This window comes from Paenibacillus hemerocallicola, from assembly GCF_006265175.1.
Lineage (GTDB): Bacteria > Bacillota > Bacilli > Paenibacillales > NBRC-103111 > Paenibacillus_AB > Paenibacillus_AB hemerocallicola.
In genome coordinates, this window is the sequence record NZ_VDCQ01000057.1 from 16,368 (window position 1) to 33,080 (window position 16,713).

12 protein-coding genes are annotated in these 16,713 nt (G+C 54.3%); all 12 read right to left on the bottom strand.

Features of this window, described 5'->3' with window-relative positions; translation table 11 throughout:
- Nucleotides 1–142 precede the first annotated feature (142 nt).
- Entirely contained in the window at nt 143–1,876 is a 1,734-nt protein-coding gene (locus FE784_RS30025; protein ID WP_139605957.1) for a hypothetical protein, read from the bottom strand.
- Nucleotides 1,877–1,896: 20 nt separating this feature from the next.
- A complete protein-coding gene (locus FE784_RS30030; RefSeq protein WP_139605958.1) occupies nt 1,897–3,165 on the bottom strand; it encodes an efflux RND transporter periplasmic adaptor subunit in 1,269 nt (422 codons plus the stop codon).
- A 30-nt stretch (nt 3,166–3,195) separates the two neighbouring features.
- Nucleotides 3,196–6,306, bottom strand: a complete 3,111-nt coding sequence (locus tag FE784_RS30035) for an efflux RND transporter permease subunit (RefSeq protein ID WP_139605959.1) — start codon at nt 6,304–6,306, stop codon at nt 3,196–3,198.
- Between the two features lie 159 nt (nt 6,307–6,465).
- Complete coding sequence (locus tag FE784_RS30040; RefSeq protein WP_139605960.1) at nt 6,466–6,996, bottom strand: GbsR/MarR family transcriptional regulator; 531 nt, start codon at nt 6,994–6,996, stop codon at nt 6,466–6,468.
- 197 nt (nt 6,997–7,193) lie between these two features.
- Nucleotides 7,194–9,146, bottom strand: coding sequence for an ATP-dependent zinc metalloprotease FtsH (gene ftsH, locus FE784_RS30045; protein ID WP_139605961.1), 1,953 nt, complete (start codon nt 9,144–9,146; stop codon nt 7,194–7,196).
- 90 nt (nt 9,147–9,236) lie between these two features.
- Entirely contained in the window at nt 9,237–9,779 is a 543-nt protein-coding gene (hpt, locus tag FE784_RS30050) for a hypoxanthine phosphoribosyltransferase (RefSeq protein ID WP_139605962.1), read from the bottom strand.
- Between the two features lie 69 nt (nt 9,780–9,848).
- On the bottom strand, nt 9,849–11,279 hold the full coding sequence (gene tilS / locus FE784_RS30055; RefSeq protein WP_139605963.1) for a tRNA lysidine(34) synthetase TilS: 1,431 nt from the start codon (nt 11,277–11,279) through the stop codon (nt 9,849–9,851).
- A gap of 56 nt (nt 11,280–11,335) precedes the next feature.
- Nucleotides 11,336–12,253 carry a protein kinase domain-containing protein gene (locus FE784_RS30060; protein WP_139605964.1) on the bottom strand — a complete coding sequence of 306 codons (918 nt, stop codon included), beginning with the start codon at nt 12,251–12,253 and terminating at the stop codon, nt 11,336–11,338.
- The gene (locus FE784_RS30065) at nt 12,237–13,001 is read right to left on the bottom strand and encodes a VWA domain-containing protein (protein ID WP_139605965.1); all 765 of its coding nucleotides are present in this window, start codon (nt 12,999–13,001) and stop codon (nt 12,237–12,239) included. Before FE784_RS30065 ends, FE784_RS30060 begins: the two co-directional genes overlap by 17 nt.
- Before the next feature lie 165 nt (nt 13,002–13,166).
- Entirely contained in the window at nt 13,167–13,529 is a 363-nt protein-coding gene (locus FE784_RS30070) for a response regulator (RefSeq protein ID WP_139605966.1), read from the bottom strand.
- Between the two features lie 5 nt (nt 13,530–13,534).
- Nucleotides 13,535–14,047 (bottom strand): chemotaxis protein CheX, encoded by a 513-nt coding sequence (locus FE784_RS30075; protein WP_139605967.1) that lies wholly within the window; start codon nt 14,045–14,047, stop codon nt 13,535–13,537.
- Between the two features lie 14 nt (nt 14,048–14,061).
- On the bottom strand, nt 14,062–16,593 hold the full coding sequence (locus FE784_RS30080) for an ATP-binding protein (protein ID WP_176706637.1): 2,532 nt from the start codon (nt 16,591–16,593) through the stop codon (nt 14,062–14,064).
- Between the last annotated feature and the right edge of the window lie 120 nt (nt 16,594–16,713).

Genomic DNA, 16,713 nt, shown 5'->3' on the forward strand with positions numbered 1-16,713 from the left:
AGCCAAAGATTATACGTAAGTTTACACCTAATTTACACAACGGGGATGATGCTGTCAATAACTAAAAAGCCGCCAAAACGCGGAAAAACCCGGCTGTAGGGGACCGGGTTCCTCATCGCTTGTTTGTTTAACTGTTTTCGGCTTATTGCTTCATCGTCTTGAGAAGCCGGTTCGCCTCTCCCGTAGGCGTTTGGATCGATTCATACAGCTTGACGGTTAACGGCCATTCGAACTGGTCGCTGCGCAGGTTTTGGAATAAGAGATACTGCGTACCGCTGATCAGCTTGTTCACTCCGATGAACGGCACCGTCTGGGTAGCGATCATCCGCCCGGAATTGTCGACGAGGTCGATCTTCATGTTCGCCGAGTTCACATCGGCAATGACGTCGTCCACGGTCGTAATATCCAGATCCAGCTTCATTTTGTACCCGAACTGGCCTGTAGCGCTTCCTTGGATCGAGACGGCCGAGCTGAGCAATTTGACGTTATAAGGATAGAAGGAGAGCATATCCGGATCTTCGGATTTATTTTCCGCGACGGCGGTCTTGAATCCGGCAATCGGAATATTGTAAGGCGCGATCGTTTGATTGTCCTGCAGCTTCATCAACAAATCCTCGCCCTTCTCGGAAGAAGGAACGGCGTATGAATAATTGACAAGGTAAGCCAGCTTCGGCGCCAGCTGCTCGACGGACGTCGTCTGACGCGTGCCGCTATATCGGAACCCTTCCGCATTGGTCAGCTCCGTTTGAAAGGCGGGAAGCGGCACCGGACGCTCGCCGGTATTTTTGACCATGAACTTCGCGATAATCGTATTGTAGCCGGCGGATTCGGATTCGTTCATGCTCAAATCGACCAGAGACACCTCCGTCTCCTTGTCGACCAGCTTATTAAGCGGATCGAATGCGATCCGGTCGCGCAGCTTGTAGATCGGCAGCGTATTGATATCGATCGTGGATTTCGGCGGCAAAACCACGCTTAACCGGCCAACCGTATAAGACTCGACCGTCGGCGTATTGCTCGCTCCCAACTGTACGAATGTCTCCGGAGTCAGCACGTTCAAGCTGTTCAAGACTACGTCGTTCTCGGTCAATATGCCGTAATGGATATATTTCTTCTCCCCCGGCTTCAGCTCGACATTGGCTTCGGCACGAACGCCCGGGTAAGAACGGGAATCGGATTTTCCGTCAATGCGGAAGTCCGGAACCGTCTCGGTGCGCGTGCCCTTATTCTCGGCGATCAGGGTAATGACCGTAGCCGGCCCTTGCGGCGTTTTCTCGTTGATCAGCGTTACGGGCGTATACTGAAGCGAGTCGGACTGCACGGGAAGCATGAACGGCTCTCCCCATTGCTTCACGGCCCCCACATCCGATATGGCGGAATCCGAGCCATTCCACACGATCCCATTCACGGGGACGCTCATTATGGGCGTCTCCAGCTTCGGATACACGTATTCGTCGACCTCTACCCAGGACAGCTCGGCCAACGCCGTCGCATCTATGTAATCCAGAGTCAGCATATAGCTGAGATCGACTTTTTCCTTCGGTTGAATCGCCTTGGCGTTGGCTGCGCTCGCTCGAAGCGTATACTCGATGCCGTCAGCGGTTTTCACCCGCAGCTCGTACTCCGGAACCCGGGTTACGCGATTTCCTTCATTATAGAGCCGGACGACCGCGCCGATTTTCGTGCCGTCTTGAATGCGCACGCTGCTCACGCTTTTCACATCGGCTCTTACAAGCGGAGTAAGCGCGTATTGCCCTCTCACGCTTTGTACGGCTGCGCCCGATTCTTCGGCAAGAAGCGCTGCGGGAGAAGCGGTCAAGACGAGAGAAACGCTAAGTACTGCTGCGGTTAAAGATTTCTTCCATGTCGGTTTCAAAAGATGTTCCTCCGTTTCGTTCATTTCGATTCGGCAAGCTGCACTTTTTCTTTATCCTTCAATTGGTTTTGTCCGGATACGACGAGCTGCTCGCCTTCCTTGACGCCGGATATGACTTCCTGATTCAGTTCGCTCAAACGTCCGAGCTCGACTTTCCGTTTTTCTACCGTGTCGCCTACGAGGACGAATACGAACGAGTCCCCGCCTTCGCGCACTACGCTCAGCGTCGGTACGTTGAGGACGATTTGCTCCTGCTCGACAGTCAACTGAACCTGCACCTTCGACCCGGGCTTGAGAGCTCCGTTCGGGTTGGCAACCTCGAGCTCCAATTCGTACGATTTGCTCTGCGCGTCCATCGTATCGGACAAATAGCTGATTTTCGCCGTAGGTCTTTCCGTGCTTCCGGGCACGTAATAGATGAGCTCCTGTTTGCCACGCACGAGCTTGGCCGAGCTTTCCGTCAGCTGCGCTTTGATCCGGATCGGATCCAACTGCTGCACATGACCGACTTTGGTCCCCGGTTGAATGGTCGCTCCTACGACGAGCGGCAGCTCGGTCAAGATGCCGGCGACAGGAGCTTTAACTTCCAGATTGGCGATGCTGCGCTCCAGCTCTTTGATCGAAAGGGAAGCCGATTGGACTTGCGTCTCCAATGCCGACAACGTATCCGAAGTTTCGAGCGTCTTCTGTTTTTGCTTCAACAGGTCGAGATCCATCGTCTGATTTTTCCAAGCCGTCTCCGTTTGATCCAATTGCTGTTTCGTTATGAGGCCTTGATCATAGTCGTTTTTCGCCTTATTATACGTTTTGGTCACGTCCAGAAGCGCCTGTTCCATCTTCTTGACGCTATTGGCCATTTCCGTTTTGCCGTCTGTAAAATCTTTTCTGCCCTTCGTTAAAGCTTGCTGGCTGCTCTGAAGCTGCAGAGAGGCCTTTTCCCTTTGAATCTGCATGTCGGTCGGGTCGAGTCTGACGATTACATCCCCTGCCGCTACTTGCTCGCCCCGTTTTTTAACGATTTCCCTGACTTCTCCGCCGGCTTTGGCTATTACGTCCAGTTGGGTCGCCGCAACGACGTCGGCTACTTGCTCAAGCGGGTCGCCGATTTTTTGCTTCGATATTTTCTGGACCTTGACCGTCTTGATCGTCTGCTCCTGGGCAGCCGCCGGTTCAGCCCCTTGCTTGCCTCCCGCCGTGCAGCCCGCCGCGACTGCGACGGTCAACACGAGGGCTACGGCAAATTTGGCGCCGCTTCGAAGCGATTTCGCTTTATTTCTTTTTTGTCTCATCTTCGCCTATGCTCCTTTGATCAAGTCGTATTACACGGACAATGGGTCCGGAGAAGCGGGATCCGCCTTTTTCGATTTTCGGTGGAACATGCGCGACATGCGATTTTTGAACGAATAAATCAGCTCGTATACGATCGGAACAACCAGAAGCGTCAGCAGCGTCGAGGTGGTCAATCCGCCGATAACGACGACCGCCAAACCTTTCGAGATGATCGTGCCCTTGGACATTCCGAGCGCCAGCGGCATCAAGGCGAACACGGTCGCGCCAGCGGTCATAATGATCGGTCTCAACCGCGTCATGCCGCCTTCGACCAGAGCGTCCCGTACGGTATAATTTTGCTCGCGAAGCTGCTGTACGCGGTCGATCAACACGATGGCGTTCGTCACGACGATCCCGATCAGCATAAGGAAACCGATCAAGGAGGTCATGTTCAGCGATTCGTTCGTAACAAGCAGCCCGAGCAGACCGCCAATCGCGGCCAGCGGCAGGGAGAACAAAATCGCAAAAGGAGCGCTTGCGTTCCCGAACGCGAGAACCATGACGAGATAAACGATAAAGATGGATGCGCCCATGGCCACGAACATTTGGCTGAAGCTCTCGGCAATATCGTCCGATACGCCGGACACTTCGCGGCTTACGCCGGGAGGCAGTTCCAATGCATTCAGCTCGGCGGAAACTTTGGCGCTCACTCCGCCTTTGTCGGCACTGTTGATCTTGGCCGTGACTTTCACGACTTGCGTTTGCTTCTCCCGGCTGATCGATACCGGAGCATCGATTTCCCGGACTTTGGCGATATCCTTCAAATTGATCGTCGATCCTACCATAGTGGCAATCGGAATATTGCCGATGTCGTTAAGCGAATCTTTGTAGCTGCGGTCCAGCTCCAGCTTCGTCTCATACGTAACGTTGTCGAACTTCAGATCGCCGAGCTCTTCCTTGCGGGTCCACGTATTGACGGCCTCCATAACCTGAGCGGAGCTTAAGCCATACACGCGGGCTTTGTCGGCATCGACCGTCACTTCCACTTCCATCTTCTTCTCGCCGAGCGTGTCTTTGACTTCGAGCAGTTCCGGGAATGCCTGCATTTTTTCCTTGATCAATCCGGCCGCTTGCTCGAGGCTTAACAAGTCGTCGCCCTTCAGCGAGTACGAGAAGTCCGCTCCTCCGGCGCCTCCTCCAGAGAACGATAACAGCTGGCCTTCAACCTTGGAGCCCTTCGGCATGTCGGCCAGTAACGATTCTTTGTAGCTCTGCAAAGCATCCTTCGCATTCGTGTTGACGCTAACCTCCGTAAAGATGGTAGCCTTGTAAGGAACGCGATCCGTGCCGAATTCGTAGCCGACCAACGATTCGATATGCGTGAACCGCGGTTGTCCGGCCGAATCCTTCTCGGCCCGCCACATCTCCTCGATTTCCTTCATCTTCGCATTCATCGTGTCCATGGACGTTTCACGAGGCATCTGGATCTGGAACATCATCTGGCGGTCCGATTCGCTTTCGGGCATAAAGCCGGTAGCGAGCTGCGGCACGATCAGTACGATGGACAGGATGAACAGCAAGCCGGCCAGCAGCATCGTTTTGATCCGATTGTTAAGCGACCAGACCAGCACGCCTTTGTAGGCTTTCGTCATTTTGCCGACTTTCGTCTCGTCGTGTGCCGGAATACTCTTCTGCTTCATTACCATCAGCTTGGCGAGCATCGGGATAACGGTCAGAGCCACGACAAGCGAGGACAAGAGCGCGCAGGCCAGTGTCAGGGCGAAAGGCCGGAATACTTCGCCTACTACTCCTCCGACGAACGCGATCGGTGCGAATACGCCTACGGTCGTAATCGTCGATGAGGTGATAGCGGCCGATACTTGCTTGGTCGCAAGCTTGATAACCGATTCGTTGCGCTCGTGCGCTTTTTGCAGCTGGCTGTAAATATTTTCGATAACGACGATACTGTCGTCGACGACCCGCCCGACAGCGATCGCCATGCCGCCCAATGTCATAATGTTGAGCGATATATCGAGCCCCGCCATAAACAACAGCGTAATCAGAATCGATAGCGGAATCGAGACCAAAACGATAATCGTCATGCGAATGTTTCTAAGGAACAGTAAGATCATGATCGATGCAAGGATTGCCCCCAAGCCGCCCTCGCGAACCATACCGTCTATCGAATGCTTGATGTCGGTTGCGGCGTTGTATACGGAGTGGAATTTAACGTTTGGCAGCGTTTTTTCCCATCCGGCGATCAGTTTATCCGCAGCGTCACCGAACTCTACCGCATTGGCGTCCTTCGTCTTGTAGAGGTGAATTCCGATGGCGGGCTTGCCGTCGAGTCTCGCGATAAACGGCGATTCCGTGATGGACTCCACTTTGGCGATTTGCTTGAGCAGAAGCGTTTCGCCCCGTGCAGTGGTAATCGGCAAGTTATCGAGATTATACACCGTATCGATTTGGCCCTTCACGCGGACCATTTGAGTCCGTCCTTCGAAATCTACCGATCCGGCCGGGCTGGACAATAAGGCCGCCTTGATCAGACCGGAAACTTGCGATGGAGAAAGTCCGTATTGGTTCAGCGCATTGGCATCCAGGCGGATGGCCATCTGCGCTTCCTCATTCCCGATGGAATCGACATGATCGACACCGCTTATGCCGTTAAAGCCCGGAAGGATGATATCCTTGTACAGCTTGTCGAGCTCGGTTTGGTTCATCCCGTTCTCCCCGTAGACGGCCATGTAATACACCGGTTCCGAGGCGAAGCCGAACGTCATGACGCGCGGTTTCTCCGAGCTTTGCGGCAGCTTCACGTTGGCTACCAGACTCTCCACGTCTTTTTTCGCATCGTCGACTGCAATGCCTTGATTCAGCTCGACGACGATTTGCGAGAAGTTGTCGCTCGAAGAAGAGGTTATATTTTTAAGTCCTTTGGTGGCCGCTATCGCTTTCTCGAGCGGCTTCGTTACTTGGTCGAGCACGTCTTTCGGCGGGGCCATGTACTGGGTGTTTACGATAACGACCGGAAACGAAATATCCGGCATGCTTTCTACTTTCAATTGTCCGGCAGCATAGGCCCCCCCGATGGACAGCAGCAGTATCAAAATGACTACCGCCGCTATGTTTTTCATAGAAAAATCGGTCAAGCGATTCATTCGGTTTCATCCCTCCCACACGCTTCTTGCATGAACTCTGTTTTACTTTGCTCCCTGCTATGTATTCCACTGTTAATTGTAAAAGCAGGCGGCCTGCCGCAACATGGGCTGCGGCTGTATCTTGACCTAGACCTAAGACCGGTTTCTTGAACGCAAGCATCATTGGCCGTTTTGCGAATCTCTCCTCCTCATGTCGGCAATTAACCGTTCCATTTCTTCCTCTACCCCGTCCAACCTGCGAAATACGACGCGATAAAATACCGCCAGCTCCGTATAACGCTGCTGCAGCACTTGGAACGATGCCTTCTCGTTCTCTTGCAGTCCTTGCGGATCGGGCAATTTGCGAAGCGTATCTTCGATCCACTTCAACTCGGAGTTCATCCGTTCCATCACCATGCGCATCGAGATTTGCAAGTGCTCGTCGGGGATGCAGTAATAATGTTTACGGTCGTTCCCCCCTGCCAGTTTCAAACAATGTCCATGAGTTTCAAGCGTTCGCACTTGAATGCTTACGGCCGCTTTGGTCACCCCCAGCCGCTGCGCTATCTCTTGCAAGCTTATCGGCTCGGGAGAACAAATCAACAAAGCATAGATTCGTCCGACCAACGGGCTCGTTCCACTCTCCTCGAATATTCGCGCCATTCTCTCCATCAATTCGGAACGAAAGCGGTCAAACTCCCCGTTGCCCATTCCTTACTCCTCCATCGACGTTCACATCGTTAAAAAACATGTTAACGATCTAATCGTAACGGCAATACGCTTTTACGTCAAACATTGAAACCGGTTTAATTGTGAATTTTTTTATGAAATTCCTGATTTATGACTTATCGGCGAGAACAAAAAAACCGTCACTCCGAGGAGAGACGGTTCGTTTCGGGAAAGAGGGATTACTCCTCTTTCTTGTCGTCCTTCTTTTCTTTGTCGAAATCGAGCTTGTTGGCTTCGACGCCGTTGTTTTGCGTTTGGATGTTGACCTTAGGCTCTTCTTCCTTGCCTTCGCCATCCGCACTGCCGACAATTGCGCCTTTCTCGAGCAATTCGATAATTTGGTCTTTGTCGAGCGTTTCGCGCTCGAGCAAAGCATTCGCCACCAAATGAACTTTATCGCTATGAGTTTGCAAAATTTCTTTCGCCCGATCGTAGCAGGTACGAATGATATGTTGCATTTCCTTATCGATTTCATAAGCGATCGCATCGCTGTAATTTTGATCGTGGCCGATATCGCGTCCGAGGAACACTTGGCCTTGGGAATTGCCGAACTGCATCGGCCCGAGCTTGTCGCTCATCCCGTATTCGACGATCATGCTGCGCGCCATCGCCGTCGATTTCTTGAAGTCGTCATAAGCGCCGGTACCGATTTCGCCGATAAACATTTCCTCGGCGACGCGACCGCCGAGCAAGCCGGTAATACGGTCCAGAAGCTCGGATTTAGTCGCGAGCAAGCGGTCCTCGCCTTCCTTCGGAATGCTGAGCACGTAGCCCCCTGCACGGCCGCGCGGAATAATCGTAACTTTATGTACGACATCCGCATGCCGTTCGTAGTAGCCGATAATCGCGTGCCCCGCTTCGTGGAATGCGATCGTCTTCTTCTCGCGGTCGCTGACGACGCGGCTTTTCTTCTGCACGCCGACGATAACGCGGTCGAAAGCTTCTTCCACTTCATCCATCGATATATCTTTGCGATTGCGCCGTGCCGCGATCAAGGCGGCTTCATTCAGCAGGTTTTCCAAATCGGCTCCGCTGAAGCCGGTCGTGTAGCGAGCCAGCGAATCGAGCCTGACATCTTTGTTCAACGGTTTATTGCGCGAATGAACTTTCAATACCGCTTCGCGGCCTTTGACGTCCGGACGGTCTACCGTAATCTGGCGGTCGAAACGGCCTGGACGCAGCAAGGCAGGGTCCAAAATGTCGGCGCGGTTCGTTGCCGCGATAATGATAATGCCTTCGTTCGCTCCGAAGCCGTCCATCTCTACGAGCAATTGGTTGAGCGTTTGCTCGCGCTCGTCGTGGCCTCCGCCCAAGCCGGCTCCGCGTTGGCGGCCGACGGCGTCGATCTCGTCGATGAAGATGATGCAAGGCGAGTTTTTCTTGGCGTTCTCGAACAGGTCGCGTACCCGGGATGCCCCGACACCAACGAACATTTCCACGAAGTCGGAACCGCTGATACTGAAGAACGGAACGCCCGCTTCTCCCGCTACCGCACGGGCCAACAGCGTTTTACCTGTTCCCGGCGGGCCTACGAGCAGCACGCCTTTCGGAATTCTCGCGCCGAGCGCGGCGAACTTCCGCGGGTCTTTCAAAAACTCGACCACTTCGACCAGTTCCTGCTTCTCTTCATCGGCTCCGGCCACATCGTCGAACGTGACCCGTTTCTTTTCTTCATTATAAAGACGTGCGCGGCTCTTGCCGAAATTCATGACTTTGCCGCCGCCGCCCTGAGCCTGGTTCAGCAGGAAGAAGAACAGGATGAAGATAATGACGAACGGGATAATCGACGTCAGGAACGTAATCCAGACGTTGTCTCCCTCCATCTTCTCATGAACTTCCTTGGTAATGTTGCTTTGCTCGAGCAGCTCGACAACGCGGGGATCGAAAGGAGCATGGGTTTCAAATAGCAGCTTGTCTGTACTTGATTGCTTGAACTTGCCCCGAATCAAATAAGTATAGCCGTCAAATTTCACCGCTACTTCTTCGATGTTGTTATTTTTCAATTCCTCGCGGAATTTGGTGTACGTAATGGTCTGCTTCGTATCATTCTGGCTGCTGATGAAATGTACGATCCCGACCGTAACTAAGAATATGAGCAAATAAAATCCGGTATTGCGGATGATCCGATTCATCCCCTACCTCCTCTCTGGCGACACACGTAACTTATTTTACCACAGCGCGTCTACCGTTCACAAATGTACCCGATCCTACGCGCAAGCGGCTTACGGCCTTGTGTAAACTTCCGGCTTCAAAATGCCGATATACGGCAAATTGCGGTATTTCTCGGCGAAATCGAGCCCGTACCCGACAATAAATTCATCAGGCAATGTAAAGCCTTTGTACTCCGGCTCCAGATCGACGGACCTTCTGGCCGGCTTGTCGAAAAGCGTGACGATGGATACGGAGCAAGCGTTGCGGCGTTCCAGCACGTCGATCAAATAGCTGAGCGTCAACCCGCTGTCGATGATGTCCTCCACAATCAGCACATTGCGGCCTTCGACCGGAACGTCCAAATCTTTGATGATTTTCACTACGCCTGACGATTTGGTGGCCTGCCCGTAGCTCGATACCGCCATAAAGTCGATGTCAAGCGGAATCGTCATTCGTTTCACCAAATCGGCCATAAAGATGAATGCGCCTTTCAGCACGCAAATGACGAGCGGGTTCCTGCCTTCGAAGTCGCGACTGATCGTCTCTCCCAGCTCTTCAACCTTGTGCCGAATCTGGTCTTCGGTGAACAGAACGTTCTGAATGTCGTTTTCCAACCATGGACCCTCCTACTTTATACTATGAAAGCATGAATGGCCGCATTCTCGGCAAGGTGAAGCTTGCCGTCAAACGGAGCGGACCTTCATGACCAATACCCTAGTTGTCGTTTCGGACACGGTGGCATGCGTCGATCTGCGCACTCCGGGGATCCATATGATGCGACCCGCTGCATCCAGGACAAGCGGGACACGACCTCTTGCCGCAGGCGGCACTTTTTTGTCAATGAACATATCTTTTACTTTTTTCGTCCCCTTTAAACCGAGCGGTTCCATACGGTCTCCCGGCTGGCGGCTGCGGACGGTCAGAGGAAAATGCAGAAGATCGTAATCGAAACAGGCTTCCAGATGTCCATTCGGTTCCCCCCATGGAGGCACAGCCGAGGACTCCTCTGCTTCGATCAGTCTGCTCTCCAATTCCGTTCCAGCCTCCGGCAAGAGCAACAGCCCGTCGGGATTTTCCATGAAATACTCATAAGGCTCGGGGGGCTGCCATGCTTGAACGAACCTTACGGTGTCATACTCCCGAATGAGCTTGAGCCGATCATGCAGATCGAGCGAGATCGCCTCTCCCTGTTCGCGGACAATAACCGAACGAACGGCCTCGATCCTTGCGTAATCGGATAAATCGGCGTCCAAAAAAACATAATTTAATATTAGTTTAATCAAACGCCTTTGTAAAGCAACGTGAAGCGTCGCAAACCGGGTTGCGCCAAGGCTGCATTCGATCCGTTCGGACGAGCGCCCGACCTCTACGAGCTCCGCGAACCGCTTGCGCGCTTCGGCTTCCATCCAATCGTCCTCGGCCTGCATCATGTCGGCCAGCCTATTCAACGACTCCGGCAGCTTATCGTTGTATTCCCGCAAATACGGAATCACATCGAGCCGGACCGCGTTGCGGAAATATTTGCGCTGGTCGTTGCTGCTGTCCCGGCATACCGGAATGCCATAACCGGCGCAATGGCGTTCGATCTCCGATTTGTATATACGTAATAAGGGCCGGATTAGTTCCACTTTTTTTTCCGTTCTTCGCATCGGGATCCCGGTCAGCCCCGAAGGCCCGGTTCCTCTCAGAATTCGCATCAGCAAAGTTTCCGCTTGATCGTCCGCATTATGGGCAAGCGCTATTTTGCTCGCTCCATGTCGAACCGCCGTCTCGAATAGGAAGGAATAACGTTTTTCCCTGGCCGCCGCCTGGGGGTTCATGCCGGTATCGGCTATAAAGGCCGGCAAATCGTAACGTCCGATTTCGCAGGGCACTCCAAGCTTCGCCGCATAAGCCGCTACCGTATCAGCCTCCCGCTCCGACTCCTCCGGCCGGAACCCGTGGTTCACGTGAGCCGCGACAAGTTCCAGTCGCATAGGCCCGGAAAGCAAAAAAAGAACGTGCAGCAGCGCCATCGAATCGGGTCCGCCCGAAACCGCTACGACAATCCGGTCTCCCGCCTCCGCGAGCTGTTCGTTCCGAATCGCGCTTTCCACTTTCTTCAGCAGTTCCATCGTTTACACCCTTCTTGGCTTGCGCACGTCATATTTTGTCCGTTTCGGTCAATAACTCATCCGTTCAAAAGGAATGCGTAGAGCGCCGACAGGAACAGTCCGATCGAGGCGATGAACGCCGTTCTGATCCATAGACCCGCCTTCTCCGGACGAGGCCGCCAAGCCGCTCCGTGCTTTTCCATCAAAAGCTTCCACGAGGCTGCCGCATCCGAGGAGCTGGTCCACCGTCCGGCGATCGCACCTTTCAGTACGTCCGAAACCGGCCGGCATTTCGGACATTCGTCGACCAGCTTGGCCAAATCGCCCGGGCTCCTGTTCTGCGGAAGCCCTCCCGCCAGCTCCTTCAGCTTCTTCTCCATGCCGCCCATCTGCAGGCAAAACACCGCAAAGCCGAACAAATCGTAGCCGTCGTCGGCCACCCGTTCCCCGGCGTTCCAGAAGCCGCGATCGTACAGCTCGGTAAATTGTTTGACAGAGCGCCCTTTTCCGGTCACTCCGCCGTAATCGACAAGCTCCACCTCCCCGTAGCCGGAAACGAGCACGTTCTCGGATTTCAAATCGCCGAATACGTACCCTTGTCGATGCAGGTCGCCAAGCTTGTGGAGCAGATTCAACCCGATCAAATAAAACCAGTCGGATCCATTTCTTCCAATATAGTGTCGCGGAATATCCCCGCGTATGTAAGTCATTACGTAGAAAGGATAAACGTTACCGTTCAGCTCCACATCGTCGGCATCGTGCAGAAAAGGACGCTGCATTTTCTTGTCCAATTCGCGGAGCACGTTTACTTCCATTTGAATATCAAGGGCGTCGAATCCGAACTTGAGCGCATAAGCCCGTTTCCCCGAATGCACGAGAAATACTTTCCCATTGGCCCCTTCACCGAGCAGTCTGCCGATCCGGTATGACCGTTTGTTCCATTTGCCGCAAACGGTAAACCCTTCGGTCAGGACTACCTTAGACGATGTAGTCACTTAATATCCCATCCCCGCTGCTCGCCCTGAAAGGGGGGCCGCCTTCCCACTCGTCATCGCGGATACCGGCATGCCTCGATGACCCGGCTTCGGCCACGTACCGCAAAGCTTTCATCAGTGCGGGACCGGTGGGCGTCGTACCCTTCATGTTTAATTTATAAAACAATTCGTCCTTTTTTGCAAGGTCGGAGGTCCAGTCGGCCAGCAGGTCCGCTTCCGTATTTCCGGGGAAATGCAAAACGGACATTTCGCTGGTTCCTTTGCGTGCCCGAAGACTCGCCAACAAATCCCTGCACGCCTCCTCCACCGCCCGCAGCTTCGGTCTCATGCTCGCGCTTGTATCGATCAGCAGCGCCACCCGGAGCGAACCGGTCTCGCTCAGTTCGTCGATCATCCGTACGACAGGGCCCCTGCGCTCCGGAGACAAGCTTTCCAGGGCGGCCGTAGGGCCCATCAATTGCCGCAGCTCTTGCTGCACCGTTTGCCGGATCGTCTCCACGACCGTTTTGCGTGTCATCATTTGCACCGTCTCCGCCAAAGCTCTTGAAGAAACGATTCGGCTCATGCCTCCGCCGGCCTTGGCGATTTCCGCTATTTCCGAAGCTCCCCGTTCGCCCATATCGGTGCCGTCGTCGACGATCCCGATCACATTTACGACTATGCCCTGCCGTACCGCATGAGCTGCAGCCACGACCGGACTGATCCCCTCGTTGGAACACCCGTCCGTAATTAACACGATTTGCTTCATCCGGCAACTCCCCTCTCTTCACCCAGGATTCTATTATCTAGTATTTCCTGGGGAAGAGAGTCCAATACCCGCCACCGGAACATGAATGTCCGAGCTTTGTCCGGCAAAAAAAGAAGACGTCTCTCTAATTTTTGAGGAGAAACGTCCTGCGAGCGGTATCGGCTCTCATAATCGGACGACTTTATCGACCACTTCCAGCAGTTTATCCGCTTCAAACGGCTTGACGATATACGATTTCGCTCCCAGCTTGATCGCGTCGAGCACTTGCTGCTTCTGGCCGATGGCGCTGACCATGACGACCTTCGCTTGAGGGAACGAACGGAGAAGCGTTTTGATCGCGTCGGTTCCGTCCATCGTCGGCATGCTTATATCCAGCGTAATGAGATCGGGACGCAAATTGATGTAGCTCGTCAACACTTCCCGCCCGTCCGACGCTTCGCCTACGACCTCATGGCCTGCGCGCTCCAATACGGTCCGTATGTTTTTGCGCATGACGGAGGAATCGTCCACTATGAGTATTTTCGCCATTCTGTTCACTCCTTCCGGTCTTGGGGCCGCACCGTAATAATGCTTGCAAGCTCGGCCTTGTGGGAGGCCGGGACGAATATGCAGAGGCAGGTACCGAAATCGGTTGCGTACGCAGCCGTGCGAACGCTCGCATTCGCTTTCACTTCCGCTCCGTTCGTCACGATCATCAGCGGATTTCCCAGAAAAACATCAGGTTCCTCACGCGAGGCCAAAGCGTTCCCTGAAATAATATTGGATATTTCCGCCACCGCCTCGACCGCATACCCTTCGGCCTCTTCATCGGTTATATCGGCGATCACAAACCGTTTTGCCAGTTGCCGGGCAAGCCGTTCGTCCACGGATAAAATAAAACCGCCTTGAACCGCCCCATTCACTTGAATGAATGAGCTGACCGATTCCAGCGACACGGGCGTTTCGGTCGGCGACGTCAGCCCAGGCGCGCACACGATCCCGAGCTTCTTCATATATAGGGACGTGTTGTCGCATAACGATGCATAAAATGGAGCGTCAGCCCGCAAGAAAAAAACCTCCGTTAATCCTTCATTCGGTTCGGAAATTCGAATACGACTTGGGTTCCCTCGCCGGGTTGAGAATTCAGACGAACGGTGCCGCCCAGCTTGTCGACCTCGTCCTTGACCGCCGCCAATCCTACCCCGCGTCCGGCCAGCTCGTTCGTTTCGACCGCCGTGGAGAAGCCGGGGGAAAACAAAAGCTCCAGAAGCCGTTCCGCTTCGGCCTCGTCGGCTTCCCTTTTCTGCAGCAAACCGCGTTCCGCCGCGAGCAGCCGTATGCGTTCCATGTCTATGCCCCGTCCGTCATCCGAAATCATGAGCGTAAATGCCCCTTCCCCGGCTTCGGCCGAAATCGCGATCGTCCCCTCCCAGTCCTTGCCTTGCTCCAACCGATCCTCCGGCGGCTCGATTCCGTGAACGGCGATGTTCCGGAATACGTGAACGAGCGATTTGGCGAATCCGGCAAACCGTTCGGGGTCCACACGGACACGGTCTACGCCTTCCATCGTTACACGAACCGATTTGCCGGCACGTTCGGCTAACTTCGCCATGTAGGCGGGGTACGTCTTCAACAGATGACGGACCGGCTTCAGACGCCATTGCCGGAACTCGTCCAATAGCCCGTTGTCGTCATTGACGCCCGGCAACACCGTTTCCAGCTTCGCTTCGAGCCTCTTCCATGCGGAGGCGTCGATTTCGATCCGGTTTTCCGCGGATTGGCGCAGGAACGACTCGCCGATCACGCTTTGCAGCACTGCAACGTCTTCCTCGATCCAGCGCTCGAACGGGAGCGACAGCAGCCAATGCTCCAATGCCCCGTCCCTTTCCGTCTGTGCGCGCATTTTCTCATTCAGCCGGTCTTCCAGCTGGTGCAGATGGGCGGGCGCCTTCAGCAAGCTGAGCAGGGACAAGTTGCCTTTCAACGTATGGACCCTTTTCGCAACGGCCGAGAGCTTGGTTTTCGCCGATTGCTCGCTTCCGGCAATTTCGGGCAGCTCGTTCCGATAGAAGGATTCGTAATCTCTTATGATCTCCGCATAGTCATCCGAATGCGTCACGACTTGAACGACCATGCGCAGCGTCTGTCTCTCGCGGTTCATCTGCCGCTCCAGCACGCGTTTCTCGGTAATATCCGAAAGGATGACCATGATCGTTCCGCCGGTCTCGATCGGCTTATACTCCAGCCTAACCGTTCGTTCCCCGATCGCCGCTTCCTCCGGCAGCAGCGAGAACAGAACCTCCCGCTTGAACGCCTCGCGCTCGGCGAAATAATCGGCAAAGATCGACTCGAGCAGGCTCCGTTCCGATTCCTCCTGCGGATACAGCAAGCTCGGGAAAAACTGTCCGCCCACTTCGCAGCCGAACAGACGCGTGCATTCGATACTGTACTGCTCGCCGATACGCAAGTCGTTCCCGACAGTCATAAAGCCTTGACTCGCATTATCGAGCAAATTGCGTATGGCTGCCGTCCGTTCCTTGACCGTCTGCTCCAGCGACTGATTCCACCGCATAATTTGCCGGATCGCCGTCAATATTTCCGCCTCGGCTTCCAATATATGCTTCGGGATGTCCACCGCGTCTTGGCCGGAGGCGACTTGCTCCAGCGTGCGGGTAAAATGCCTAAGCGGCACAATGATTCTTCTCCGCAATAAATAGACAACCAGAACGACCAGCAGGAGCATAATGCCGAGCGCGTAGTAGCTGAGCTTCTCCCACCCTTGCGCAGCCCGGGTCGTAGATTCCGAAGGACTGGCCGTATAGACGATGCCGATCGGATTGCCCGCCAAATCCGCAAAGGGAGCTGCATCCTCCGCGTAAAACAACCCTTCCCGCTTCGCCAGGCGGAAGACATCTTTCGTGCCGGTCTCCAGCATGGAAGCGTACGCCTTCAACTCCGCCTCGGCGATATCTTCGGACGACGCCAGAAATTGCCCCGACCGCAAGTATAAGCCTACCTCCGCTTGCAGCGTGTCGCCGATATCCTTCATCAGCTCGCGGTTCAGCAACCGCCCCGTAATCAATAGTCCGACCGGCTCCTCCTGCCCTTGGTCGCCGGTGACCGGGGCGACGGCGATCAGCGCCGCTCCTTTCGACGTATCCACTACGCCGGTAAATTCTTTTTCTATGCGGAATCGCTCCAATATAACCGGATATTGCAGCCTATCCGTAAATTGCCGAATATCCCCCGCTTGTACGATAATATGGCCGGATACATCGGTTTGCGCCACAAAGTCGACGTTCGGCACTACCTCCGGCATGACGTTAATGTTCGTAATCAGCCAGTTCATATCGCGCTTCAGCATAGCTTGGCGGTTGTCTTCCCAGTAACCGTTCGAAATCGTCACGCCCAATATCGATTCGCCGATGCCCTCGATCATTTTTTGCGCGGAGCGATTGGCGATCGCCGTCTTCTCCCGCTCGATATTGGTCAGCTCGTCCATCATGTGGGTGTAGAAGTAGTAGATGAGCAGAAGCATGGGCACTACGACCAGCAGCGCGATCCATACGAGCATTTCCGATGTCAGCGAACGCGGTTTGGTTGCTCTGGCCATATAGTAAAAAGTCCCACCCGTCCTAACGCGATGTATATGTATTCTACGGGCCGGTACAAATCCCTTCCGCACAACAAAAAACCCGGAATATCCGGGTTGAACGTTGATTGGCCTATTCGC